Raw genomic sequence first — 24,601 nt, 5'->3', positions numbered from 1 at the left:
GAGCCTCTGCTGGCATTGTCCCGCACCTTCGGCACTGATTGGGGAAGATGACGACCATGGATACCGGCTCCGGCCTCGGGAGCGCGCCGCGCCTGCGCGACCCGCGCTATGACATCCTGTTCGAGCCGGTGAGGATCGGGCCGGTCACCGCCAGGAACCGCTTCTACCAGGTGCCGCACTGCAATGGCGGCGGCTACCGCGACCCGTCGGCGGCGGCCGAGATGCGGCGCGTCAAATCCGAAGGGGGCTGGGGCGTCATCTTCACCGAGCAGGTGGAGATCCACCACTCCTCCGAGATCACGCCCTTCATCGAGCTCCGCATCTGGGACGAGGACGACCTTCCCGCTCTCGCCAAGATGGCGGACGCCATTCATTCGCATGGCGCGCTGGCCGGGATCGAACTCGCCTACAGCGGTGCGAACGGGCCCAATCTCTACACGCGCGAGGTGCCGTTGGCACCCTCGCACACGCCGATCCTCACCTTCACCAGCGATCCCGTCCAGGCGCGCGCCATGGACAGGCAAGACATCCGCAACCTGCGGCACTGGCACAGGCTGGCCTATCGCCGGGCGAAGCGCGCCGGATTCGACATTCTCTGCCTCTATGGGGCGCACGGCTTCGGCGTGATCCAGCATTTCCTCTCTCCGCGCACCAACCAGCGGACGGATGAATATGGCGGATCGCTCGAGAACCGCTCGCGGCTGCTCAAGGAACTGATCTCGGATGCACGCGAGGAGGTGGGCGACAGCTGCGCCATCGCGGTGCGGCTGTCGCTCGACGAGCTGGCGGGCGAGGCCGGTTTCTCGAATTCGCAGTTGCGCGACATGGTGGCCATGCATGCGGAGCTTCCCGATCTCTGGGACTTCGCGCACGGCACGTGGGAGGCGTGCTCCGGCACCTCGCGCTTCAAGCCGGAAGGCGCTCAGGAAGACCTGATCCGCGGCCTCAAGCAGCTGACGCCGAGGCCCGTGGTCGGCGTCGGCCGCTTCACTTCGCCAGACATGATGGTGCGGCAGGTGAAGCAGGGGCTGATGGATTTCATCGGCGCGGCGCGGCCCTCGATCGCCGATCCCTTCCTTCCAAGGAAGATCGACGAAGGCCGCATCGAGGACATCCGGGAATGCATCGGCTGCAACATCTGCGTCACGGGAGACATGACCATGTCGCTCTCGCGCTGCACGCAGAATTCCGCCTTCATGGAGGAATGGCGCAAGGGCTGGCACCCGGAGCGCATCAGGCCGCGCCAGTCGGAAACGAAAGTGCTGGTCGTGGGCGCTGGTCCCGCCGGGCTTTCCGCCGCCCACAAGGCGGGGCTTCGCGGCTACGACGTCGCGCTGGCGGAGGCCTCCTCCGATCTCGGGGGCCGCGTCAGCCGCGAGAGCAGGCTTCCGGGGCTTTCCGCCTGGGCCCGGGTGCGCGACTACCGCCAGGGCCAGATCGCGAAGATGGCGAACGTGAACGTCTATCGCGGCTCTTTCCTCACGGCCGATGACATTCTGGGCTTCGGTTTCGAGCATGTGGCGATCGCCACCGGGGCCACGTGGCGGCGCGACGGCATCGCCCGCTACAATCTGCTGCCGATCGCCATCGATCCCGCCATGCCGGTCTTTACGCCGGACGACATCATGGGCGGATCGATTCCCTCCGGCCATGTCGTCCTCTACGACGACGACCACTATTACATGGGAAGCGTTCTGGCGGAGCTGCTGGTCGAGAAGGGCTGCACGGTCAGCTTCCTCACGCCCTCGCCGCGCGTGGCCGAATGGAGCTTCAACACGCTGGAGCAGGGCACGATCCAGGCCCGGCTTCTCGAGGCGGGCATCGACGTTCGCGTCACGCGCGGCCTCGCCGCGGTGGAGCAGGCGGGCGTCAGCGCGGCCTGCACCTATACCGGACGTATAGAAAACATTGCATGCGACGCGGTGGTGATGGTGACCGCGCGGCTGCCGGAGGATGCGCTCTATCTCGCGCTCAGGTCGCGCGAGGCGGAATGGGCGGACCATGGCATCGCGGGCGTGAAGGTGATCGGCGATGCCAATGCGCCCGCCGCCATCGCCTGGGCGACCTATGCCGGCCAGCGCTATGCGGAAGAGCTTGACGCCGAGCCGCTCGGCGACCAACTACCCTTCCGGCGCGAGGTGGCGCGGATCAAGGACTGAACATCATGGCAATGCTGAACGTCGCCATCACGCAGATGGCCTCCGAAAACGACTGGGCGAAGAACTGCGACAAGGCGGAAAGGCTGGTGCGCGAGGCCGCCTCTCAGGGCGCGAAACTGGTGCTGCTCCAGGAACTCTTCGACGGCGACTATTTCTGCATCGAGCAGCATGCCGAGTTCCTGAAACGCGCCGAGGAGATCGACCGCCACCCCACGGTGAAGCGCTTCGCCGCGCTGGCCAAGGAGCTCGGCGTCGTGCTGCCCGTGAGCGTCTTCGAGCGCGCCGGCAATGCGCACTACAACACCACGGTGATCGTCGATGCCGATGGACACCAGCTCGGCATCTACCGGAAGAGTCATATCCCGGACGGGCGCGGCTACCAGGAGAAGTTCTATTTCTCGCCGGGCGACACGGGCTTCAAGGTGTGGGACACGGGCGTGGGCCGCATCGGGCTCGGCATCTGCTGGGACCAGTGGTTTCCCGAAGCGGCGCGCGCCATGGCGCTGATGGGTGCGGAAATCCTGCTCTATCCCACCGCCATCGGCTCCGAACCGCCGAATCCGGACTACGACTCGTCCACGCACTGGCAGAACACCATGCGCGGACATGCGGCGGCCAACATCATGCCGCTGCTCGCCTCGAACCGCGTGGGCAAGGAGACGGCACCCGACGGCCGGTCCGACATCTTCTATGGCCGCTCCTTCATCGCCGATCACCAGGGCGAGAAGGTCGCGGAGATGAACCGCACTGAGGAGGGGCTGCGCCTGGCGAGCTTCGACCTCGGCATGATCCGCGAGCTCCGCCGCTCCTGGGGCGTGTTCCGCGACCGCCGCCCGGAACTCTACGGCGCGCTCATGACCCTGGACGGGCGGACGAAGAGCGCGGCGGTCTAGCGCAGGTTCACCCGAGGCCGGGCCCGTCGAGCACGGCGGCCGTGCTCTTCCAGGCGGCGTCGAGATGGGCCTTCATGGCGGCGGCCGCCTTGGCGGGATCGCGGCTGTTCAGCCCACGGATGATCTCGCGGTGCTGCTCGAGCGTCGCCTCGGCCTGGCCTGCTCTCGGCAGCATCAGGTGGCGGCATCTGTCCAGCTGCGCCTTCGAGATCTCGATCATGCTCCACAGGCGCGGCAGGCCGCTCATGTCGGCGATGGCGCGGTGGAAGGCGTCGTCCTGGGCAATCGCCTCGACGAATTGCCGCCGCTCCACGGCGCGCTCGTGCCGCGCCAGGATATCGTGCAGGTGATCTGCATGTTCCTGGCTCATGTGGCCCGCGGCCTGGGCGGCGCTCTCCATTTCCAGCGCCCGGCGGATCAGGAAGGCTTCCTCGATGGCGCTGCGGTCCATCTTCGCAGCGCGCGTGGCGGATTGCGCCACGACCTCCACCAGATGCTCGTCCGAGAGCCGCTTCACCGCCTCGCGCACCGGCGTGCGCGAAACGTGCAGCTGGGCGGCGATGGCCTTCTCGTCGATCACCTCGCCGGGCTTGATTGCGCCGGTCAGAATGAGGCTGCGCACCATCGGGTAGATCTGCTCGCGAAGCGGACGGGAGCGGTCGAGGCGCTGGGAGGAGAGATCGAGGACCATGCTGTGATACTAATATAACAGTTCTGGACAGCAAGCCCGAAACCCGTTTAACATCGCTGAAAAATGACCAGCGGCACGGGAGGAAACATGGCGGTCGGGAACAATTTCCCCAAGCTTCACAATGCGATGTGGCCGGGGCTCGTGGGCAAGGGGCCGGATTCGGAGCCCCCCATCGATCTCGACACGATGATCGCGCTCACGGCCGGGGCGGAGGTCGATGGCGTGAAGTTCGACGGCATCGACATTTTCCACGCCGCCCCCCATACCAACATCGACTTCACCGAGGATGAAGCGAAGGCGCTGGCTGAGAAGGCGGCAAGCCGCGGCCTCGCCATCGGCTCGATCGTGGCGCCGGTCTGGCCGCCGGTCGGCGGCGGCTCGGCGATGGGTTCGCCGGAAGACCGCAAGAAATTCGTCGCCAACGTTAGGAAGTCCTGCGAGCTCGGAAAGCGCCTGCGCGACGTCGGTGTCCGCCAATATGGCGTGATCCGCATCGATTCGGCGGCAAGCCCGGCCGACTGGGCCAAGGACCCCGCGGGCAACACGAAGCTCATCGCCCAGACCTGGCGCGAGGCCTGCGACGTGGCGAAGGACTATGGCGAGCGGCTCGCGGCGGAAGGCGAAATCTGCTGGGGCGGCATGCACAGCTGGAAGGCCATGGTGGACACGCTGGAGCAGACGGACCGCCCCGGCATCATCGGCTTCCAGGCCGACATGGCGCACACGCTGCTCTACACCATGGGCTACAACGCGCCCGAGGCGGCACTGCTGCCGGAGAATTTCGACTGGAAGAACCAGGCCGCCCTCGATTCCGCCCTCGTCAAGATGACGGACATGCTCCGCCCATGGACCATCGACTTCCACGTGGCCCAGAACGACGGCACGGTGAAGGGCATGGGCTACCATGACAAGACAGGCCGGCACTGCATGGTGACGGACCCCAACGGCCGGCTCGACATCATCAAGCATGCCGGGCTGTGGCTCCGGAACAAGGACGGCACGCTCACCAAGGCCTTCCGGCACATCTGCTGGGACGGCTGCATGTTCCCGAACGAGGTGATGATGAAGCAGCAGACGTGGAACGACATCCTCTCCGCGATGATCAAGGTCCGCGATGCGCATGGATGGGTGGCCTGACATGGCGAAGAAGACGCTCAACATCGGCATGGTGGGCTATGGCTTCATGGGCCGCACCCACTCCAACGCCTTCGCGCAGGCGCCCCATTTCTTCGAGCTTGGCTACAAGCCGGTGCTCAGGACCATCTGCGCGCGCAACGAGGAGAAGGCCAGGGCCTTCGCCGGCCAGTGGGGCTATGAGCAAAGCGTCACCGACTGGCGGCGCCTTGTCGACGACACGTCGATCGACCTCATCGACATCGCCAGCCCCAACGACACGCACATGGAGATTGCCGTCGCCGCGGCACAGGCCGGCAAGATGGTGATGTGCGAGAAGCCGCTCGGCCGCTCGGCGGAAGAATCGCGCAAGATGGTGGAGGCGGTGGAGCGTGCCGGCGTTCCCAACATGGTGTGGTACAACTACCGCCGCGTGCCGGCGGTGACGCTGGCCAAGCAACTGATCGACGAGGGCCGGCTCGGCAAGATTTTCCACTACCGGGCGAAGTTCCTGCAGGACTGGACGATCTCGAAAGACCTGCCGCAGGGAGGCCAGGGCCTCTGGCGACTCGACGTCGGCGTGGCGGGATCTGGTGTGACGGGCGATCTCCTGGCTCATTGCATCGACACCGCCATGTGGCTCAACGGCGGCATATCGACCGTCTCGGGCATGACGGAGACCTTCATCAAGGAACGGCACCACAACATCACCGGCAAGACCGAGAAGGTGGGCATCGACGACGCGAGCCTCTTCCTCGCCCGCTTCGACAACGGCTCGCTCGCGAGCTTCGAGGCGACGCGCTATGCGCGCGGCCACAAGGCGCTCTACACCTTCGAGATCAACGGCGAGCACGCCTCGATCTTCTGGGACCTGCACGACCTGCATCGGCTGCAGTATTTCGACCACCGCGACGAAGGCCGCACGCGCGGCTGGCGCTCCGTGCACATCACCGACGGGGACCATCCCTACATGAGCAAGTGGTGGGTGCCGGGCCTGCAGATCGGCTATGAGCACACTTTCATCCACCAGGCGGCGGATTTCATCGAGGGGTTGTCCAGCGGCAAGCCTGCCGCTCCCACGTTCCGCGATGCGCTGGCCACCGACCTCGTCACCGACGCGGTGCTGCGTTCCGCCAGGACCGGGCAGTGGGAGAGCGCCAAGGGCTGATAAGTTCTGCCCTGTTTTTGAGCAAGCAGGCTTGCGGCGCCACAGGCGGCGCAACAGTTGAGAGGCGTCTTGCAAATCGTGAGAGACAGTCTAGTGTGCTCTCTCCAAGAAGCCCGGGAAGGGCCAGGCTTGAACAGGGAACGGGAATGGGACGAAGCGAAAAGCACGCGCTCCGGCTTGCGGGGATCACCAAGTCCTACGGCAATGTCCGTGCGCTGAACAATCTGACCTTCGACGTGGCCGAGGGCCGCTTCTTCGTGCTGTTCGGGCCGAGCTCGGTCGGCAAGACCACGACGCTCCGCACCATCGCCGGCCTCGTCGCCACCGATGCGGGACGCCTCGAGATCATGGGGCGGGACGTCACCACCGCGCCCATCGCCGGGCGCGGCGTGTCCATGGTGTTCCAGTCCTTCGCGCTCTATCCGCACCTCACCGTCTACGAGAATTTCGCCTATCCGCTGCGCGAGGAGAAGGTCGGGCGCGAGGAGATCGACCGGCGCGTCAAGGAAACCGCGGCGATGCTGAAGCTCTCGCACCGGCTGGAGCGCAAGCCCAACACGCTTTCGGGCGGCGAGCAGCAGCGCGTGGCGCTCGGCCGCTCGCTCATCCGCCGGCCGAAGGTCCTGCTGCTCGACGAGCCGCTGACCAATCTCGACGCCAAGCTCCGCCACGACATGCGGGCCGAGCTGAAGCGGCTGCACCGCCAGTTCGGGATGACCATCGTCTACGCGACGCCGGACGAGCTCGAGGCGCTCTCCATGGGCGAGGAGATCGCGGTGATGCGCGAGGGCGCGATCGTCCAGCGCGGAACGCCGGACGAGCTTTACGATTCGCCGGTCGACACCTACGTCGCCGGCAAGATCGGCTCGCCGCACATGAACATGGTGAAGGCGACACTCGGGGCCGATCTCGCGAGCCTCGACACGCCGCTGGGCCGGATCGTGTCGGGGCGGAAGGTGATGACGGGAGCGGCCGGCGAGGCGGCGTTCATCGGCATTCGCCCGAGCGACCTCCGGCCCGCCGCAACCGGCGAGGCGGCAATCGCCTCGCGCGTGCACCTGATCGAGCCTCTGGGCGACGTCACCGTCGTCTCGGTCGAGGCCGGGGGAGAGACGCTCCGCATGGTGCTGCCGGAGCAGAGTGCCACGGGCATGAGGCCCGGCGACGAGGTGCCGATCGCCATCGACCTCGCAAAGATCCACATCTTCCGCGCCGCGAGCGGACAGGCAATGACCTGACGACGCGGCCTGAAGCCAGACGGTTAACCATGGGAGGAAACCTGACATGACCGTGATGACGAAGATGAAAGGGTTCGCAGCGGCCGCAAGCCTCGCCGCGACCCTTCTCGCAGGCGGGGCGAGCACCGCTTCCGCCGAGGAGGTGGTCCTGACGATGGCGGTGCCGGACTGGCCGCCGACCCGCATCATGAAGAAGTTCTTCGACGAGCAGTACAAGCCGAAGTCCGGCAACACCGTGAAGCTCGAGGTGGACTTCATCCCCTGGCCCGACTTCTACACGCGCGTCAACGCGTCCCTCACCTCGGGCGAGCAGAAGTACAACTTCATCGTCTCGGACTCGCAGTGGCTCGGCGCCTTCGTCGAGGGTGGGTATTTCCGGAAGATCAACGATCTTCTCGAGGCCGATCCGGAGTTCATGAAGACCTTCAAGTCGATCCATCCGAACCCGCTCAACGCCTACGCCACCTATCCGCACAAGACCGAGAACTACTACGGATTCCCGCAGTTCCCGGACGTGCTGGTGAACTTCGCGCGCTCCGACGTGCTCTGCCACGAGGAGGAGCAGAAGAACTTCCAGGCCAAGTACGGCAAGAAGCTCCCCTGCACGGGCGAAGAGCTCGACGCGATGACCTGGGACGACTTCCGCAACGTCGGCGAATTCTTCATGCGCAAGAAGGGCGACATGCTGGCCGGACAGCCCGCCGAGGACGATTTCTACGGAATCGCCTACCAGGCCGGCAAGGGCTATGACTTCTCGTCGATGCAGATCAACGGCCTCATCTGGCAGATGGGCGGCAACATCTGGGACGAGACCCAGGCTCCGACCGGCCAGGCCGAAGGTGTGGTGAACTCTCCGGAGGCCGTGAAGGCACTCGAGAAGTATCTCGACATGATCCAGTTCATGCCGCCGCTCGCCAAGACCGGCACCATGGACATCTTCAAGACCGCCGAGCTCTTCCAGGAAGGCAAGGTGGCGATGAACATCAACTGGATCGGCCTCGGCGAAGCGGCGCTCGATCCCAAGACCTCGAAGGTCGCCGACAAGCTCGTCTTCGGCCAGATGCCCGGCACGCTCGGGCCGGACGGCCAGATGGTGCGCTGGTCCAACATCGGCGGCCAGCCCTTCGTGCTCACCACCTGGACGACCGACGCCCAGATCAAGGAAGCCGTGGAATTCGTGAAGTGGTGGCTCAGCCCCGAGATCCAGCACCAGTTCGCGGCCAACGGCGGCCAGTCGGCGATCAAGGAGGTGTACGAGGATCCCAAGTACGTGACCTATCGTCCGTGGAACCGCGCCTGGGCGCCGCAGCTCGACTGGCAGAAGGACGTCTGGCACGTGCCGCAGTTCTTCGAGCTGCTCACCCAGCAGCAGGACCAGTTCGACCTCGCCATCACCGGCAAGCAGGACGCCAAGACCACGCTGGACAACATCGCCAAGTTCCAGCAGAACCTGCTCACCGAAGCGGGCCTGATCCAGTAATCGAAGCCACCTGGACGCGGGGAGAAACCTCTCTCCCCGCGTCTTCCTTGCTTAGCCTTTCTCCGGAACGATCCGCCGATGACCTCGACCACCGCGACAGCCGCACCGCCGGCCCTCCTGCGCGTCACGCCCGACAACTGGAAGCTGGCCATCCTCGTCGGCCTCACCGTTTCCGTCCTGGCGGCGCTGGCGCTGCCCGCTGCCCTGTCCTTCTGGGTCGTGGGGGCGATGGCTGCCCTCGTCGCGGCCGCTTTCGTCGTCAACGCCTACCGCCGCAGGTATTACGGCGGGCTCCTCGTGGCGCCGGCCATCGCCGTGCTCTTCGTGATGAACATCTTCCCGCTGCTGTGGTCGCTCGGTCTCTCCTTCTTCGCCTACCAGTCGAACCAGCAGTCGATCCGCTTCGTCGGGCTCAACAACTACATCAAGGTTCTGACCAACGACATCGCGGCCGGCGCCAACTGGAGCGCGCTCGTCAACACCGCCCTGTTCGTGATCTTCACGGTGACGGCGCAGATGGTGGTGGGCTTCCTCCTGGCGATGCTGTTCGCCAAGCAGTTCCCGCTGCGCAAGTACCTGCTGATCCTGGTGCTGACGCCGATGATGCTGTCGGTCGTGGCCGCCGGCGTGTTCTTCACCTATTACTATGACCCGACCTTCGGCCTCCTGAGCTACATCGTCGGCAACTTCACCGGCGAGCAGTTCATCCTGATGGACAACAAGGTGGGCGCCATGGGCGGCATCGTCTTCGCCGATGCCTGGATGTGGTCGCCCTTCGTCATGCTGCTGGTGCTGGCCGGGCTGGTCTCGGTTCCGAAGTATCTCTACGAGGCCGCGGCGATCGACCGGGTCTCGAAATGGCGCCAGTTCTGGACCATCACCTTCCCCTACATCCGCGGCCTCCTGATGCTGGCTCTCCTCTTCCGCACCATCGAGGCCTTCAAGATGGCGGACCTGGTGATCCTGCTCACCAAGGGCGGCAACGACACGATGACGATCTCCTACCACCTCATCCGTGTCGCGAACGAGCAGAACAAGACGTCCGAGGGTGCGGCGATCTCCTATCTGATGCTGTTCATGGTGATCGTGCTCACCAACCTCTACCTCTATCTCGCCAACCGGCGCAGCCAGGGAGCCTGAACCATGGCCGAACACAACTCGATCTGGGAGGCGCTCGGCTTCCGCAAGGCCAGCGGCGTGGGCGAGGCGGGATGGGGCCGCACGCTGGTCGTCGCCATCGTGTCGCTGATCTACTTCCTGCCCGTCCTCTTCATCATCTTCACGGCGCTGAAGCCGCAGGCGCTGGCGCTTTCGGTGCCGCCCACACTGTCGCCGACGTCGTTCTTCGGCCTCCTCCCGGATCAATACGTCTTCACCCCGACGTTCGAGAATTTCGGCTCGGTGTTCCAGCGCTCGATGACGACGGGCGGCGCGCCCGAGCCCACGGGCTTCGACCGCTACTTCTTCAATTCGATCGTCATCGCCTCGGTCTCGGTTCTCCTGGCGCTGGTGATCGGCACGCTCGCCGCATTCGGCTTCTCGCGCTATCCGCTCAAGGGCAACGACACCTATCTCTTCATCATCCTGACGACGCGCATGCTGCCCGCGATCGTGGTCATCATCCCGGTGATCCTGATGTTCCGCGCCGTTGGCCTCTCGGGCTCCTACACCGGCATCATCCTGCTCTACACGGCCTTCAACCTCGCCTTCACGATCTGGATGATGAAGAGCTTCTTCGACGAGCTCTCGCTCGACGTGGAGGACGCGGCGCGGATCGACGGCTCCTCCGACGTCAAGGTGTTCTTCAAGATCTGCCTGCCGCAGGTGATCGCCGGTCTCGCCGCCACCTTCGTCTTCGGCCTCATTCTCACCTGGAACGAGTTCCTCTTCGCGCTGCTGCTGTCGGGCCCCGACACGCGCACCGTGCCGGTGGCCATGAACCAGGCCGTCTCCTCGGGCGGGCGCGGCACGGACTGGACGCTGCTCGCGGCCATCGAAACCCTCTTCCTCATCCCCGTCTTCCTCGTCACGTTCTTCCTGCAGAACCACCTTCTGCGCGGCGTGACCTTCGGTACCGTGAAGCGCTGACATGTCGACGATTGAAATCCGGAAAGTCACCAAGCAGTTCGGCAGCTTCACGGCCGTCAAGGACGCCGATCTCAAGGTCGACGCGGGCGAGGTGGTCTGCCTCCTCGGCCCCTCGGGCTGCGGCAAGACCACGACGCTCCGCATGATCGCCGGCCTCGAGCGCGCCACGAGCGGAGACGTCATCATCGCGGGCCAGCGCATGAACGAGCTGTCGCCGCAGAAGCGCAACATCGCCATGGTGTTCCAGTTCTACGCGCTCTATCCGGCACTCACCGTGGGGCAGAACATCGCCATGCCTCTCCACGCCGAGCGGCTCTCCAAGGCGGAGGCCGATCAGCGGGTGATGAAGGTGGCCAGGATCATGCATCTCGACACCGTGCTCGACCGGATGCCGAACCAGATCTCCGAAGGCGAGAAGCAGCGTCTCGCGGTTGCGCGCGCCATCGTGCGCGATCCAAACTGCTTCCTCTTCGACGAGCCGCTCTCGCGGCTCGACGTCGAACTCCGCCACTCCATGCGCGGACAGATCAAGGAGGTGCTGCAGGGCCTCTCCAAGGCCACCGTGATCGTCACCCATGACCAGCTCGAGGCGCTCACCATGGCGAACCGCATCGCCATCATGAAGGACGGACTGATCGAGCAGGTGGGAACACCGCATGAGGTGTTCGCCAAGCCGGCGAACGTCTTCGTGGCGAGCTTCATCGGCACGCCGCAGATGAACCTCGTCGAGGCCGATCTCAGGTCCTTCGGCAACGGCATGGCTCGCGTCGTGCTGGCCGGCCAGGAGGTGGAGATCGGGGCGAATGCCGCCGTTTCCACCCTCAAGCCGTCGAAGATCATGATCGGCATCAGGCCGCGCGCCTTCACCGCCGTGCAGGAGAAGGCAAGCGACACGATCGGCGCCCAGGCCGAACTGATCGAGCCGATGGGCGCCGAGACGCTGATCCACGCCCGCACCGCCGCCGGCGGCGACATCCGGGTGGTCGTGCCGCGCGAGAAGCGGGTGAAGGTCGGCGAAGCCCTCAATCTGCGTCCCGACCCCGGGCAGACCCATTTCTTCGGCGAGGACGGAAAGGCGGTGCGCGCATGAGCAGGCCCGGCGAACAGGGGATGACGCGGGAAGGCGCGCTGCGGCTCGAATATTTCATCATCGGGCTCGGCATCTTCGCGCTCCTCCTCATCTTCCAGCCCTTCAACCTCACCCTCTATGCGGTGGGAAGCGTGCTCGTCGTGCTGGCGGGGCTCGTCAACAACCTGCTTCCGCTGGCCCAGGCGGGCGTCAAGGTGAGGAGCGTGGTCACCGTCACCATGGTGGTGGCGATGATCTTCTGCATCGTGCTGCTCGTCGCCATCGCGGCGGCCCATCTCTACGGCGTCTTCTTCCTGAAACCGCCGGACCCCAACACGACCTCCGGCAAGGTGCAGCTCGCGACGCCGCCCTTCTGGGCGCAGCCGCTCGTCTGGGGCATCGCCGCCGTGGCGGTGGCGCTCGCCGGCGCCATCGCCGCGATGAAGAAGGCGGGCGGCTGAATGCGCTACGACGTTTCGGTCATCGGGCTCTACATTCTCGATGTCCTCGGCCGCCCCGTCAGCCGCATTCCGGAGCGCGGCAATGTCGATTTCATCGAGGAGATCCGCCTCACCGTCGCGGGAACGGCGGGCGGCACGGTCGTCGACACCGCCAAGCTCGGGCTCAAGAGCCTGGCCGTGGGCGCGGTGGGAGACGATGAAAAGGCCGATTGGGTGCTGATGACGCTGCAGAAGCACGGCATCGACACCTCCGCCATGCAGCGGCTGAAGGGCATTCCCACTTCGGCCACCATCCTCAACGTCCGTCCCAATGGCGAGAGGCCGGCGCTGCATGTGCGCGGCGCCTCCGATCACTTCGACGTGCCGCCGGCGATGTACGAGCAGGTCTTCGATGCGCCGATCATCCATCTCGGCGGAACCGGGCTCCTGAGGACGCTCGACGGGCCCGCCTCCGTGACGCTGCTGAAGGAAGCCAAGGCGAGGGGCCGCACCGTCACCTTCGACCTGATCGCCGCGAGTGCCGAGACCATCGGCATCGTCGAGCCGCTCCTTCCCTACATCGACTATTTCATGCCCTCGATCGAGGAAGCGAAGGACATGTCCGGCCAGTCGACCCCGGAAGACTGCGCACGCTTCTATCTCGACCGCGGCACTGCCTGCTGCGTCTTCACGCTGGGTGGCGATGGCGCATTCTACGCCCACCGGGACGGGACGCGGATCAAGTCCCCGGCCTACGACATCCAGGTGGTGGACACGACCGGCTGCGGCGACGCCTTCGACGCCGGCTTCATCGCGGCGCTTCATCACGGCATGGACCGGGAAACGGGCCTGCGTTTCGCCCAGGCCTCGGCCGGCCTCGTCGCCACGGGGCTCGGCTCGGATGCCGGCATCGTGTCCTTCGCGGACACGCTCAGAACCATGAAGGAATGGAAGATCAGATCATGAGGTTTCAGGGAAGGCGTGCCGTCGTCACGGGCGGTCTCTCAGGAATAGGCGAGGCGGTCGCCAGGCGCATCGCCGCCGAGGGCGGCAAGGTCGCCGTGTGGGACATGCAGGGCGGCATCAGGACGGACATCTCGAACTGGGAGTCGGTCCAGGCCGCGGCGGAAGAGACGGTGCGGCAACTGGGCGGCATCGACATTCTGGTGAACAGTGCCGGCATCGCGGGTCCCACCGCCACCGTGGTTGACCTGAAGATGGAGGATTGGCACCGCACCATCGCCATCAATCTCAACGGCACCTTCTTCACCAACCGCGCCGTGGTGCCGCACATGGTGGCCCAGAACTACGGCCGCATCGTCAACATCGCTTCGATTGCCGGCAAGGAGGGGAACCCCAACGCCTCGGCCTACTCGGCCTCGAAGGCGGCGGTGATCGGCTTCACCAAGTCGCTCGCCAAGGAACTGGCGAAGACGGGCATCACGGTGAACAGCGTCACTCCCGCCGCGGTGAAGACGCCGATCTTCGATCAGATCCCGCAGAGCCATGTCGACTACATGCTCTCGAAGATCCCCATGGGGCGGCTCGGCAAGGTGGGGGAGGTGGCAAGCCTCGTCTGCTGGCTCGCCAGCGAGGAGTGCTCGTTCTCGACGGGTGCGGTGTTCGACGTGTCGGGCGGGCGCGCCACCTATTGAGGGGAACTGCCGGGGGCTCCCTCGCATTGGGCTTCAAACAGGAGTCCGTCATGGCAGCAGACCCGAACAAGGTGAACCCGGACCTCGTCCGGCAGGAGATCGAGCAGGGCCGCAAGGGCGACCGCGCGCTCGCCAAGAAGTCCGGGCAGACGCCGCGGAAGAGCGGCGGCGAGGGCCGGGGCAAGGTGTGGGACGACGACCAGCGCCAGCTCGTCGAGAACCAGGACATGAACGAGATCGAGAAGGCGGAGCGCAAGCGCCCCGCCTGAACGTTCTAGAGCGCGGTATAGCCGCCGTCGATCAGAAGGTCGTGGCCGCAGATCATGCCGGAGGCCGACGAGGCAAGGAACAGGATCGCGTCCGCCACCTCGATCGGCTTGCCGAAGCGGCCGCCCGGGATCTTGGCCTTCATCGGGTCACCCTTTTCCGGCTGGCCCCACACCTGCTCGCCCATCGGCGTCAGGATCACGGTGGGGCAGACGGTGTTGATCTGGATGTTGTGTTTCGCCCATTCCGACGTCATCACCTTGGTCAGCATGTTGAGACCGCCCTTGGACGCGCAGTAGGCGCCATGGGCGTCGAGGCCGATCACGCCCGCCTGCGAGGAGACATTGATGATCTTGCCCGCCTTCTGGGCGATCATCGCGGGCACAAGCTCGCGGGCGAGGAGGAAGGGGGCGCGGAGGTTCACGGCCATGGTGGCATCCCAGTCCTCGACCTTGGTGTCGAGCAGCATGTCGACCAGCGCGATTCCCGCATTGTTGACGAGAATGTCGATGGTGCCGAAGGCAGCCAGGCCTTCCCTCGCCGCCTTCACCGGGCCTTCCACCGTCGCCATGTCGGCCGAGATCGGCACGCAGCGGCGGCCGAGCGACTCGACCGCGGCCTTCACCTCCGCGAGCCCCGCCTTGTCGCGGCCCACCGCCGCGATGTCCGCCCCTGCATCGGCCAGCACCTTGCAGGTCTCGAGGCCGATCCCCTTTGTGGCCCCCGTCACCAGCGCGCGCCTGCCTGCAAGCTCGAATCTTTTCGTCCATTCAGCCATTGTCTCTTCTCCCGTTTTTGGCGATCTTTGCCGCAAGGATTCAATCGGTCAATGGCATGGGAGGGAGGCGCGGCATGCAGAGAATGGGGCGGGTCATCAGGCTGAGGGCGGAGGTCATACCCGAATACAAGCGCATTCACGCCGCCGTCTGGCCTGAGGTGCTGAAGGCCATCCGCGACAGCAACATCCGGAACTACACGATCTTCCTCAAGGAGCCGGAGAACCTGCTCTTCGCCTACTGGGAGTATCACGGGGACGATTTCGAGGCCGACATGAAGAAGATGGCGGATGCTCCCCGCATGAAGGAATGGTGGACCATCACCGACCCCATGCAGGTCCCCTTCGAGACGCGCAAGACGGGGGAGTGGTGGGCGGAGATGGAGGATGTCTTCCACACGGAGTGATGGCGCGGCGCTACGGAGTCAACGGCGCCTCTTCCCGAAGTAATTCCGCTCCAGCGTGGCGAAGGCGCGCTGATAGACGTTCTGCTCGGTGCGCGGGATGAGGACCACGTCGTCCTGCGGGCTCGCCGTCCAGTCGCCGGTCCATACGCCGAAGGTCGTTCCGTCCGCCGTCACCGGCCAGAGCCGCGGCCCCGAGACGTAGTTCATCCAGGGAATCTCGCTCTTGGTAATGCGATAGGAGAAGCTGCGCGTCAGGTCGCAGAGATGCAGCAGCTCTTCGTTGATGTGGCCCTCGCCGAAATAGAAGTCGCGGATGCCGGAGACCTTGTCGGAGCGCTGCCGCTTCAGCATGTGCATCTTCGTGATCTCCTCGTGCCATCCGCCCATGCCGGCGAAGTCCCGCATGATCCTCCACACCTCGTCCACCGGCGCCTTGATGACGCGCGAGGTCCACACCTTGTTGGGCTGGCTGCCCTTCCAGCGCATGGCACCCGCGGGCTTCTCCGGCTTCGCCTTGCGCAGCAGCGCCGCGAGGCTCCTGAAGTTCGCGGCGAACACGTCTTCCGAAACGATCTTCACGTATTTTCCCTCGTCCTCGGGCGCCTCGTCGAATGTGGCTTCCCATTCGGCGAAGGTTTCGTCCGTGTGGGTGACGGGAAGGAGGCGCAGCGTGGCGAGGTAGTTCCTCACCGGGAAGGCCGGCTTCTCGAAGTTATAGGTGAAGCAGTAGCGCGCATCGTCGAGCATCAGCAGGCGTTCGCGCACGTGGGCGCCATTGGCGAGGTGGAAGGATCTCACGCAGCCCACCACGTCCGGGTCCAGGCGGTTCTCGATCTTCGAGCTCGCAACGCCTGCGGCCCAGTTCGGCAGGCCGTTGAAGTTCCGCACGATGCTCCACACGGTTTCGACCGGGGCTTTCAGGATGATCGAGGCATAGGCGCGGGCCATGTCAGGCTCCTCTGGTGATGTCGCGGAAGGCGTGGACGGCGGCCTCGGCGAAGGCCGGGTCGTTGATGTGGGCGTCGATCTCGATCAGCCTGCGATGGGGTGCCGGAACCCACGCGGCGCGGATGGCGGCGAACAATGCCTCGTCCGCCTCGGGATCGTGGAAGGGCTTGCCCGGCTGGTCGATGGCGGAGACACCGCGGAGCGGCAGCAGGAAACGGACCGGCCCTTCCATTCGGTTGACCCGCTCGATGATCCAGTGCGCGAAGGCAGCGTTCTCCCCCGGCGTGGTCCGCATCAGCGTCACCTGCGGATTGTGCACGTAGAGCTTCCGCCCCTCGAATTGCGGCGGTACCGTATCGCGCGCGCCGAAGTTCACCATGTCGAGTGCGCCCACGGAACCAACCCAGGGGATGCGGCGGCGGATCACCGCGCCGAAGCGGTCTTCCGTGCAGGCGAGAACGCCGCCCACGAGATGGTCGGCCACCTCGGTGGTGGTGAGGTCGAGCGCGGCGGTGATCAGCCCCGAGTCGATGAGCTTCTCCATGCACTGTCCGCCCGTGCCGGTGGCGTGGAACACGAAGCACTCGCAATCGCCTTCGAGGAGATGGCGGAGCTGGGTGACGGCGGAGGTGGTGACGCCGAACATTGTGAGGCCCACGGCGCGCTTTCCACCTGCGGCCTCGGGAACCGCGTTCAGCGCCATGCCGGCCGCCGCGTGGGCAGCATTGCCGATGACGGTTCGGGTGATGGCGTTGAGCCCGGCGATATCCGCCACCGCATGCATCATCATGATGTCGGATGGCCCGACATAGGGTGCCACATTGCCGGACGCCATGGTGGACACCATGAGCTTCGGCACGCCGACGGGAAGCGCGCGCATCGCCTGCGTCACCATCGAGGTGTTGCCGCCCCCGCCCAGCCCCAGCACCGCGCCGATGTCCTCCCGCGAGAGCAGGAATTGCGCCAGGGCTTCGGCCATGGCGGAAACGGCGCGGCCGCGGTCGGCGTGGCCCAGCACGGCATCGGCTCCCTGCGGGTGGTGCCGCGCCACCGTCTCGGGCGTCACATCGGCGGAGGCAGCGCTCGGCGTCGTCGAGATGTCGACGAGCAGGGCCTCGGCCCCCGCCGCGCGCACGCGCTCCGCCGCATAGCGGAGTTCCGCCTCCTTGGTGTCGCACGTGCCGATGACGTAGACCGGCCTCATCTCAGGCCTTCGCCCAGCCCTGCTTCATGTTGCGGAAGCCGAGCCTGTAGACCTCTTCCGGGTTCGGCGCGAAATCGCGCCAGACGCGGGTCGCCGCGGCAAGGGCCGGCATCGCACGGCCGAAGGCCTCGATGGTGAGGAAGCCGTCATACTTCGCCCGCTTCAGCGCCTTGTAGGTTTCGGCCCAGGGCACATGGCCCTTGCCCGGCGTGCCGCGGTCGTTTTCCGAGATGTGGACATGCACGAGGTGCGGGCGGATCGTCCGGATCGCGGCCACGGGGTCCTTCTCCTCGATGTTGCAGTGGAAGGTGTCGTACATCGCCTTGATGTGCGGGTGGTCCACCTCCTCGACATAGCGGGCGAGCTGCTCCATCGTATTCAGGAAATAGCATTCGAAGCGATTCAGGGCCTCGAGCGCGAAGGTGACGCCCTTCTTCGCCGCGTAGTCTCCCGCCCGCTTGTGGAAGGCCAGCGCCCGCTTGCGCTCGGCGGCCGTCGCGGGATTGCCGGTGAAGAGGCCGAGCTCCGAATGCATCGGGCCGCCGAGGATGGGGGCGCCCAATGCGGCGCAGCAGTCGATCGTCCATCTCGCGTAATCGAGCGCTGCCTTCTGCTGCGCCTTCTCGGCGGAGAGCGGGTTCTTGCCCGATGGTCCGATGACGCTCACCACCGTGCGCTCCAGCCCGATCCTGTCCAGCAACTCGCCGATCCGCGCATAGTGGTCGGGGTCGCCCTCGAACATGGGGATCTCGACGCCGTCATAGCCCGTCTTCTTCAGAGCCCGCAGGATCGGCTCATGTGCAAGCGTGACGTGCGGCGTCCACAGCAGAAGATTGAAACCCAGCTTCATCGGAAATGCCCTCCCGGAAAGACGCTTGGAGCACAAACCGTCTCGCGCCTCTTGTCAATTCCTGATATACGCCTTTCATTGGCATTTGGAGGAAGTCCCATGAACCGTCCGCACGATCCCTCGTCCGCAACCAATGCCGCCCTGCTGAGGGCACAGGCCTTCATGACGCCCTCGCCCGTTCCCTCGATCTCGACGGAGCTTCTCGTCTCGGCCGACGGCGAACTCAACCGCGAGCTTCACCACTTTCTGTTCGACCCGCCCTCCAATCCCGATCTGCTGAAGGGCAAGAAGGTCGCCATTTGCTGCTCGAACGGGGTGGAGGAGGTTGAGATCACCGGCGCCATGAAATGGCTCACCGAGCACGGCGCCACGGTGCATGTGGTGGCGCCGCGCATCGGCGAGTTCCATCCCACGCTGGGCCTGCGCTTCCCGCCGCTCACCAAGACGCATGTGCTGGCGATCCGGCTCATGGAGAATGCCGGCTGGCTCAAGATCGACTGCTACATGGACGAGGCGCGGGTCTCGGACTACGACGCCTGCATCTTTCCCGGCGGCTGCTGGAACCCGGATTTCCTGCGCGCCGACAGCCATGCCCAGGCCTTCGTGCGCGACATGCTGGCCTCCGGCAAGCCGACCTGCGCCATCTGCCACGGTCAGTGGGTAATGGTGAGCGCCGGCATCCTCAAGGGCAAGAAGGCCACCGCCGTGTGGAACATCCACCCGGACCTCGCCAATGCCGGGGCCACCGTGCTGGACGAGCCCTGCGTGGTGGACGGAAACCTCATCACCGCCCGCTTCCCCTATGACCTGCCGCGCATGGTGGACGCGCTGGTGAAGCAGTTGGTGAAATAGGGCCGCTCTTCGCGCGGACTCAGGAGAACAGCACTGCACCGGTCTCCACCATCAGGTGGAGGCCGATGCCGACGGCGATCGTCCCTGCGAGAGCCTGAAGAGCGCGGCTCGCCCAGGTGAGACCGCGCGCCGTGAAGGAGAGCGGCACGGCGATCACCGCCGAGAACAGCGCCATGCCGGCGATCGAGCCGAGGCCGAAGAGCAGCATGAAGGCGAGGCCGAGCGGCAGGCTGGGCGCTGAGGAGGCGGCGAGCGCCACCAGCGCTGCCGAACCGGCGAGCCCGTGGATCATGCCGACGGCGAGACTCCGGCCCCAGCTTGTTTCGGGGTGTGCGTGGGCGTGAGCGCTGAGGGCATGGTTCCTGACGTCCCCGGCATGGCTGTGGGCGTGGAAATGGACTTCGCCGGTGCCGTGGCGGTGGACGTGGAAATGGATGCGGGCCTTGAGAAGCGTGTAGAGCAGGCGCGCGCCCAGCAGCACCAGCATCACGCCGACGGCGAATTCGAGCCCGGCCGCCAGCCTTTCGTCGAGTTCGAGCTTCAGCGCATAGACGGCGCCGCCGAAGGCGCCGAGCGTCACCGCATGGCCGAGCCCCCACAGCGTCCCGTGGCGCAGGATCGGGCGGAAGCCCTTCTTGCCGGCGGCGATCGAGGCCACCGCGGCAATGTGGTCGGCCTCCAGCGCATGCTGAAGGCCAAGGAGGAAGCCGAAGACGATCCAGGTCAACATGGAGGAGCGATAGCACCGCGGCGGACGTCTCGCGAGCGCCGTTTGCGGCAGGCTGAGGCCGATTCCGTCTCGTCAGCCGAGATGGCAGCCGGGCTTGCGGTGCCCGGAAACGTATTCGTCGATCAGCTGGCGGAAACGGGCGGGACCGAAGCTGGGAAAATGCCCGCCATGGACCACGGAAACGGGCAGCGGCCGCAGCCGCTCCAGCGTTTCGACGTAGGTCGGAACGTCCGAGTGGTAGGCGTCGTCGATCAACGGCCCGTCATAGACGATGTCGCCCGAGAGGAAGATGCCGGTCTTCTTTTCGAACAGCCCGATGCCGCCGGGCGAATGGCCAGGCGTGTGGACGACCTCGAAGGCGCGGTCGCCGAGATCGATCACGTCGCCTTCTGCGAGAAGGCGGCCCACCTCAGCGGGCTTCACGTGGTATTGCGCCTCCTCCCAGCCTTCGGGGAGCGCGTCGAACATCTCGTCGGTCGCGTAGCGGTCGGCGAGGGTCCAGTCGTTGCGGGGGTCCGCCAGAATTCGGGCTTCGGCCGAGTGGACGGCGCAGGCGCCGAATTCATGGTGGCAGCCGATATGATCGAAGTGAGTATGGCTCGCCACGCAGAGGAGCGGGCGCTCGGTCACGAGCGGCACATGCGCCCGGAGGCTGAAATGGCCGAGGCCGGAGTCGAACAGCAGGTCGCCGTCGCGGCCGCGCACATGCCAGATGTTGCAGCGGAAGAAGGGCTTGATCCACGGCTCGTGGACCAGCGTCACGCCGTCGGCGAAGCGGATCGTCTCGTACCATTCGGCAGGCCCGATGCGGAGGTCCATCACCTAATCCTTCAGCACGGCGACATGGGCGGGATCGAGCGACAGCGTCACCTGGTCGCCCGCGGCGATCACCGTCTCGGCGGGAAGCCGGGCGAGGAGGGCAATGTCCGGCGCGCGGTCCGGCCTGGCGGTGACCCGCTTGAAGCTGCCCTGGTAGACGACGTCCGTCACCCGGGCCGGGATCTCCGTGCCGAGCCTCACGTGCTCGGGCCGGACCGCCACGGCGCTGGCGCCTTGCGGAGCGGGGAAATTTCCGAGCGCCGTCCGGATCATGCCGTCCGAAACCGTTCCGGGGAGGATGGTGCTCTCGCCCATGAAGGTGGCGGTGAAGCGGGTTGCGGGCCGGCCATAGACGCGCTCGGGCGGGCCTTTGTCCTCGATGCGGCCGTGGTTCATCACCACCACGAGGTCGGCGAGGGCCATTGCCTCCTCCTGGTCGTGCGTGACGTGGACGAAGGCGGTGCCGACGCGCTTCTGGATGGATTTCAGCTCATCCTGCATCTGGCGGCGCAGCTTGAGATCGAGGGCGCCCAGCGGCTCGTCGAGGAGCAGCACGGCGGGCTCGACGACGAGTGCGCGGGCAAGCGCCACGCGCTGGCGCTGGCCGCCCGAGAGCTCGTGCGGCTTCTTGTGGAAGGCGGAGGCCAAGCCCACCACCTCCAGCATGGCGCGGGCCTTCTCCTCGCGCGCCGCCGTCGGAACGCCCTTCATGCGGAGCCCGAAGCCCACGTTGGCGCCGATGCTCATGTGGGGAAAGAGCGCGTAGTCCTGGAACACGGTGGCGGTGGGGCGCTTCGCGGGCGCCAGAGCCGTGCAATCCTCGCCGCGGATCAGCACGCGGCCCCTGCCGGGGAAGAGGAAGCCGCCGAGGATCGAGAGCAGCGTGGTCTTGCCGGAGCCCGAGGGGCCGAGCAGCACGGTATAGCTCTCGGGCGCGATGGCAAGCGAGACATCGTTCAGCACGCGCGCGGCACCGAAGCTGTGCGAGACGTTCTCGATCGAGAGAAGGGCCGTCATGCCGGGCGCTTCCGGAAGGCGAAGAGCTCGAAGAGGATGGCGAACAGGATCGAGACGCCGAAAACGAGCGAGCCAACCGCATTCGTCTTCGGGTTCAGCCCGGCGCGCAGCAGGTTCCAGATCTCGACCGGAAGCGTCGTCTCGAAGCGGGTGAGGAGGAAGGAGATCACGAATTCATCCCAGGAGAAGGTCATGGAGAGGAAGAAGGCGGCGAAGAGGGCGGGCCACATCATGGGCGCGGTGACGAGAAGCAGAACCTTCGCCTCGCCGGCGCCGAGGTCGCGCGCGGCGCGCTCGATATTGGCCTGGTGCTCGCCCATCTGGCTGTAGACGATGGCGAAGCAGAGGGGGAGGTTGATCACCACGTGGCCGATCCCCGCCGCGACCAGAGATTTCGGCAGGCCCAGCCAGTTGAAGAAGATCAGGAGCCCCATGCCGATGATGAGGTAGGAGACGGTGAGCGGGAGGGTGATGAGGCCGCGCAGCAGGGCCGAGGCCGGCAGGTGGAAGCGGGCGAAGCCCCAGGCGGAGAGAAAACCCAGCAGCGTGGCCACTGCGGAGGTGAGAACCGCCACGGCAACCGAGTTGAGGAGGCCCGAGGTGAGGCGCTGGTCGGAGAGCACGGCCTCGTACCAGCGGAGCGAGGGGCCGTTGAAGGGCGGGATGGGAAACAGCGTGCCCTGGAAGGAGAACAGCACCAGCACGGCGACGGGAAGGAAGATGAAGCCGTAGAGCAGGGCGGCATAGAGGATGGCAAGGGGCCTCATCTCACGCCCTCTCGATCTTCAGCCAGCGGGCGCAGGCGAGATAGGCCAGGGTGACGACCGCCATGAGGATGAGCGAGAGGGCGGAGGCGGAGGCGAAATCGCCGCGCCTGCCGATCTGCATCATGATGAGCTGCGGCATCAGCAGCTCGTTGTTGCCGCCCAGAATCTGGGGCGTGATGTAATCGCCGATCGCCAGCACGAAGGTGAGGAAGGCGCCGACCACGATGCCCGGCAGCGTCAGCGGCAGGATCACGTGGACGAAGGCCTGGAGCGGCGAGGCGCCGAGATCGGCCGCGGCCTTCCGGTAATTGGGCGAGAGCTGCTTCAGGTTGGCGTAGATCGTCAGTGTAAGGAGCATGACGAAGAAGTGGACGAAGCCGATCACGGTGGCCGCACGGGTATTGGCGATCTGGACCGGCTCGACGAGGAGGCCGCTGCCGAGAAGTGCGGAGTTGACGACGCCCTTTTCCGCCAGCACCAGCAGCCAGGAATAGGAGCGAACGACGTAGGAGGTCCAGAAGGGCAGCACGGCGAGCATGAGGGCCAGGCGCTGCCAGCGCTCGGGCACGAGGAAGGCGAGGATCCAGGCGAAGGGATAGGCGAGCAGCACCGAGAAGAAGGTGACGACGAGCGTCACCTCCAGCGAATTCGTCAGCGCCCGCCAGTAGCTGTCATTCGTGAAGAACTGCGCGTAGCTCTCGAGGCTGAGGCCCCCCGCGCCCTTGGGATAAAGGCTCGCCGCGCCCATGGCGATGAAGGGCACGACGAAGAAGACCAGCGTCCAGAGCAATGCCGGTGTGACGCTGGCCCAGCCGATGCGCTGCGATGAAGCGCTGCTCACTGCGCCTGGATCATCTCGGTCCAGAGGTCCTGCATCTTCTTGTCGAGGTCTTCGGAAGGTGCGGGATAGCCCTGGGCGCGCTTCAGGAACTCCGCCTGCTCGGCGAAGCGCAGGATCTTCTTCTGGCCCTCGTCGAGGCTGGCCTTGGCGTTGGCGGGCATGCCCCAGTAGCAGGCCGAGGTGGCGAGCCTGGCCTGGCCCTCCGGGCTCAGGATGTACTGGATGAACTGGAGTGCCGCGTCCTTGTTCTTCGAATCCTTGAACATGGCGAGGGACTGCGACCAGAGCACCGCACCCTCCTTCGGGATCGAGAAGTCGAGGTCCGGGTTCTCCCGCGCGATGCCCGCCGTCACCCACTCGCCGCCGCCCACCAGCACATCGACCTCGCCGGTGGCGAGCACGGTCTGGCTCGCAACCACGTCGGTCACCGCCTTGGCGTTGGCCTTCATCTTGAGGAGCACCTCCTTGATGGCGGGAAGGTCCGCCTCGGTGAGCTCCGCCGTCTTCTTGCCGATCGACATGGCGGCGAGGCCGATCACCGGGAGGTAATAGTCGTAGATCGCCAGGCGGCCCTTGTACGTCTCGTTGGTGAGAACGCCCAGGGTCTGCATGTCGGCCTCGTCCACCTTCGACTTGTTGAAGCCGATGGTGTTGTAGCCGAACTTCTCGGTGATGCCGTAGCGCTGGCCCTCGACCTTCGAGTGCTGGTCCATCAGCACCTCGGGGAAGATGTCGGCGATGGGGAGCTTGTCCTCGGGCAGCGGCTCGAAGAGGCCGCGCTCGACGCCGCGCCGGACGTCGACCGTGTCGATCACCATCACGTCCCAGTCGCCGGGCTGTGACTGCTCGACGATGGCGAGGCCGGCGCCGGTGCCCTCGAACTCCTTGACGTTCACCTTGATGCCGGTCGCATCCTCGAAGGGCTTCAGGAGGTTGGGGTCCGAATGGTCGCACCAGACCAGCGCATTGACCTCGGCTGCGCCGGCGGAAGCCCAGCCGCCGATGAGGGCGAGGGCGGCGATCGAGGCGCCGAACAGGCGCCGGGTGATGGACGGTGATGTCATGGTCTCGTTTCTCCCTGGATTTCCAAAAAACTGAACCAATTTCAAAATTGAGTCAATTTCAAATCC

At 65.8% G+C, this 24,601-nt stretch carries 26 protein-coding genes; 15 read left to right on the top strand and 11 right to left on the bottom strand.

Annotation, left to right across the window (positions count from 1 at the left end; all coding sequences use genetic code 11):
- Positions 1-47 precede the first annotated feature (47 nt).
- Both ACK4HL_RS10455 and aguB read left to right on the top strand, forming a co-directional pair.
- Entirely contained in the window at positions 48-2,159 is a 2,112-nt protein-coding gene (locus ACK4HL_RS10455; RefSeq protein WP_409759753.1) for an NAD(P)-binding protein, read from the top strand.
- Positions 2,160-2,161: 2 nt separating this feature from the next.
- Positions 2,162-3,052 (top strand): N-carbamoylputrescine amidase, encoded by an 891-nt coding sequence (gene aguB / locus ACK4HL_RS10450; RefSeq protein ID WP_409759837.1) that lies wholly within the window; start codon positions 2,162-2,164, stop codon positions 3,050-3,052.
- Between the two features lie 7 nt (positions 3,053-3,059).
- Here aguB and ACK4HL_RS10445 read toward each other — a convergent pair whose 3' ends face one another.
- Positions 3,060-3,743, bottom strand: a complete 684-nt coding sequence (locus tag ACK4HL_RS10445) for a GntR family transcriptional regulator (protein WP_409759750.1) — start codon at positions 3,741-3,743, stop codon at positions 3,060-3,062.
- 87 nt (positions 3,744-3,830) lie between these two features.
- Between ACK4HL_RS10445 and ACK4HL_RS10440 the strand changes: the two genes are divergently transcribed.
- The 11 genes from ACK4HL_RS10440 to ACK4HL_RS10390 all read left to right on the top strand — a co-directional run bounded on the left by ACK4HL_RS10440 (position 3,831) and on the right by ACK4HL_RS10390 (position 14,263).
- Complete coding sequence (locus ACK4HL_RS10440) at positions 3,831-4,880, top strand: sugar phosphate isomerase/epimerase family protein (protein ID WP_409759747.1); 1,050 nt, start codon at positions 3,831-3,833, stop codon at positions 4,878-4,880.
- A 1-nt stretch (position 4,881) separates the two neighbouring features.
- On the top strand, positions 4,882-6,024 hold the full coding sequence (locus tag ACK4HL_RS10435) for a Gfo/Idh/MocA family protein (RefSeq protein ID WP_409759744.1): 1,143 nt from the start codon (positions 4,882-4,884) through the stop codon (positions 6,022-6,024).
- Positions 6,025-6,170: 146 nt separating this feature from the next.
- Positions 6,171-7,262 carry an ABC transporter ATP-binding protein gene (locus ACK4HL_RS10430; protein WP_409759741.1) on the top strand — a complete coding sequence of 364 codons (1,092 nt, stop codon included), beginning with the start codon at positions 6,171-6,173 and terminating at the stop codon, positions 7,260-7,262.
- Between the two features lie 46 nt (positions 7,263-7,308).
- A complete protein-coding gene (locus ACK4HL_RS10425; protein WP_409759738.1) occupies positions 7,309-8,742 on the top strand; it encodes an extracellular solute-binding protein in 1,434 nt (477 codons plus the stop codon).
- Positions 8,743-8,820: 78 nt separating this feature from the next.
- The gene (locus tag ACK4HL_RS10420; RefSeq protein WP_409759735.1) at positions 8,821-9,882 is read left to right on the top strand and encodes a carbohydrate ABC transporter permease; all 1,062 of its coding nucleotides are present in this window, start codon (positions 8,821-8,823) and stop codon (positions 9,880-9,882) included.
- Positions 9,883-9,885: 3 nt separating this feature from the next.
- Positions 9,886-10,830, top strand: a complete 945-nt coding sequence (locus ACK4HL_RS10415) for a carbohydrate ABC transporter permease (RefSeq protein WP_409759732.1) — start codon at positions 9,886-9,888, stop codon at positions 10,828-10,830.
- A gap of 1 nt (position 10,831) precedes the next feature.
- Positions 10,832-11,920 carry an ABC transporter ATP-binding protein gene (locus ACK4HL_RS10410; protein ID WP_409759729.1) on the top strand — a complete coding sequence of 363 codons (1,089 nt, stop codon included), beginning with the start codon at positions 10,832-10,834 and terminating at the stop codon, positions 11,918-11,920.
- Complete coding sequence (locus ACK4HL_RS10405) at positions 11,917-12,360, top strand: hypothetical protein (RefSeq protein ID WP_409759726.1); 444 nt, start codon at positions 11,917-11,919, stop codon at positions 12,358-12,360. The genes ACK4HL_RS10410 and ACK4HL_RS10405 overlap by 4 nt, the downstream gene beginning before the upstream one ends.
- Positions 12,361-13,305 carry a carbohydrate kinase family protein gene (locus tag ACK4HL_RS10400; RefSeq protein ID WP_409759723.1) on the top strand — a complete coding sequence of 315 codons (945 nt, stop codon included), beginning with the start codon at positions 12,361-12,363 and terminating at the stop codon, positions 13,303-13,305.
- A complete protein-coding gene (locus tag ACK4HL_RS10395) occupies positions 13,302-13,994 on the top strand; it encodes an SDR family NAD(P)-dependent oxidoreductase (protein ID WP_409759720.1) in 693 nt (230 codons plus the stop codon). Before ACK4HL_RS10400 ends, ACK4HL_RS10395 begins: the two co-directional genes overlap by 4 nt.
- Positions 13,995-14,044: 50 nt before the next feature.
- Entirely contained in the window at positions 14,045-14,263 is a 219-nt protein-coding gene (locus tag ACK4HL_RS10390) for a hypothetical protein (RefSeq protein ID WP_409759717.1), read from the top strand.
- Between the two features lie 5 nt (positions 14,264-14,268).
- On the opposite strand, the gene ACK4HL_RS10385 is transcribed toward ACK4HL_RS10390, so the two are convergent.
- Entirely contained in the window at positions 14,269-15,039 is a 771-nt protein-coding gene (locus ACK4HL_RS10385; protein WP_409759714.1) for an SDR family NAD(P)-dependent oxidoreductase, read from the bottom strand.
- Between the two features lie 74 nt (positions 15,040-15,113).
- Between ACK4HL_RS10385 and ACK4HL_RS10380 the strand changes: the two genes are divergently transcribed.
- Positions 15,114-15,443, top strand: a complete 330-nt coding sequence (locus ACK4HL_RS10380) for an L-rhamnose mutarotase (RefSeq protein WP_409759711.1) — start codon at positions 15,114-15,116, stop codon at positions 15,441-15,443.
- A gap of 18 nt (positions 15,444-15,461) precedes the next feature.
- Here the strand turns inward: ACK4HL_RS10380 and ACK4HL_RS10375 are convergent, their stop codons facing one another.
- Genes ACK4HL_RS10375 through ACK4HL_RS10365 form a run of 3 tightly spaced genes read right to left on the bottom strand, consistent with a single transcriptional unit; the run spans position 15,462 to position 18,445 of the window.
- Positions 15,462-16,391, bottom strand: coding sequence for an SRPBCC family protein (locus ACK4HL_RS10375; protein WP_409759708.1), 930 nt, complete (start codon positions 16,389-16,391; stop codon positions 15,462-15,464).
- A gap of 1 nt (position 16,392) precedes the next feature.
- A complete protein-coding gene (locus ACK4HL_RS10370; protein ID WP_409759705.1) occupies positions 16,393-17,595 on the bottom strand; it encodes a Tm-1-like ATP-binding domain-containing protein in 1,203 nt (400 codons plus the stop codon).
- A 1-nt stretch (position 17,596) separates the two neighbouring features.
- Positions 17,597-18,445: a sugar phosphate isomerase/epimerase family protein gene (locus ACK4HL_RS10365; RefSeq protein WP_409759702.1), complete on the bottom strand. Its 849-nt coding sequence runs from the start codon at positions 18,443-18,445 to the stop codon at positions 17,597-17,599.
- A 99-nt stretch (positions 18,446-18,544) separates the two neighbouring features.
- On the opposite strand from ACK4HL_RS10365, the gene ACK4HL_RS10360 reads away from it, so the two are divergent.
- Positions 18,545-19,297: a DJ-1/PfpI family protein gene (locus ACK4HL_RS10360; RefSeq protein WP_409759700.1), complete on the top strand. Its 753-nt coding sequence runs from the start codon at positions 18,545-18,547 to the stop codon at positions 19,295-19,297.
- Between the two features lie 19 nt (positions 19,298-19,316).
- On the opposite strand, the gene ACK4HL_RS10355 is transcribed toward ACK4HL_RS10360, so the two are convergent.
- From ACK4HL_RS10355 to ACK4HL_RS10330, 6 genes are all read right to left on the bottom strand, one after another.
- Positions 19,317-20,027, bottom strand: a complete 711-nt coding sequence (locus tag ACK4HL_RS10355; protein WP_409759697.1) for an urease accessory protein — start codon at positions 20,025-20,027, stop codon at positions 19,317-19,319.
- A 72-nt stretch (positions 20,028-20,099) separates the two neighbouring features.
- Positions 20,100-20,846, bottom strand: a complete 747-nt coding sequence (locus ACK4HL_RS10350; protein WP_409759694.1) for an MBL fold metallo-hydrolase — start codon at positions 20,844-20,846, stop codon at positions 20,100-20,102.
- A 3-nt stretch (positions 20,847-20,849) separates the two neighbouring features.
- The gene (locus ACK4HL_RS10345; RefSeq protein ID WP_409759691.1) at positions 20,850-21,863 is read right to left on the bottom strand and encodes an ABC transporter ATP-binding protein; all 1,014 of its coding nucleotides are present in this window, start codon (positions 21,861-21,863) and stop codon (positions 20,850-20,852) included.
- Complete coding sequence (locus tag ACK4HL_RS10340; RefSeq protein WP_409759688.1) at positions 21,860-22,630, bottom strand: ABC transporter permease; 771 nt, start codon at positions 22,628-22,630, stop codon at positions 21,860-21,862. Before ACK4HL_RS10340 ends, ACK4HL_RS10345 begins: the two co-directional genes overlap by 4 nt.
- Position 22,631: 1 nt before the next feature.
- Positions 22,632-23,471: an ABC transporter permease gene (locus ACK4HL_RS10335; protein ID WP_409759685.1), complete on the bottom strand. Its 840-nt coding sequence runs from the start codon at positions 23,469-23,471 to the stop codon at positions 22,632-22,634.
- Positions 23,468-24,535 (bottom strand): PotD/PotF family extracellular solute-binding protein, encoded by a 1,068-nt coding sequence (locus ACK4HL_RS10330; protein ID WP_409759682.1) that lies wholly within the window; start codon positions 24,533-24,535, stop codon positions 23,468-23,470. Before ACK4HL_RS10330 ends, ACK4HL_RS10335 begins: the two co-directional genes overlap by 4 nt.
- Positions 24,536-24,601: the final 66 nt, after the last annotated feature.

Origin of the sequence: Aestuariivirga sp., assembly GCF_046294715.1 — a bacterium.
Classification (GTDB): Bacteria; Pseudomonadota; Alphaproteobacteria; order Rhizobiales; family Aestuariivirgaceae; genus Aestuariivirga.
Note: the sequence above shows the minus strand (reverse complement) of the source record. Positions and strands in the feature narration are given on the sequence as shown.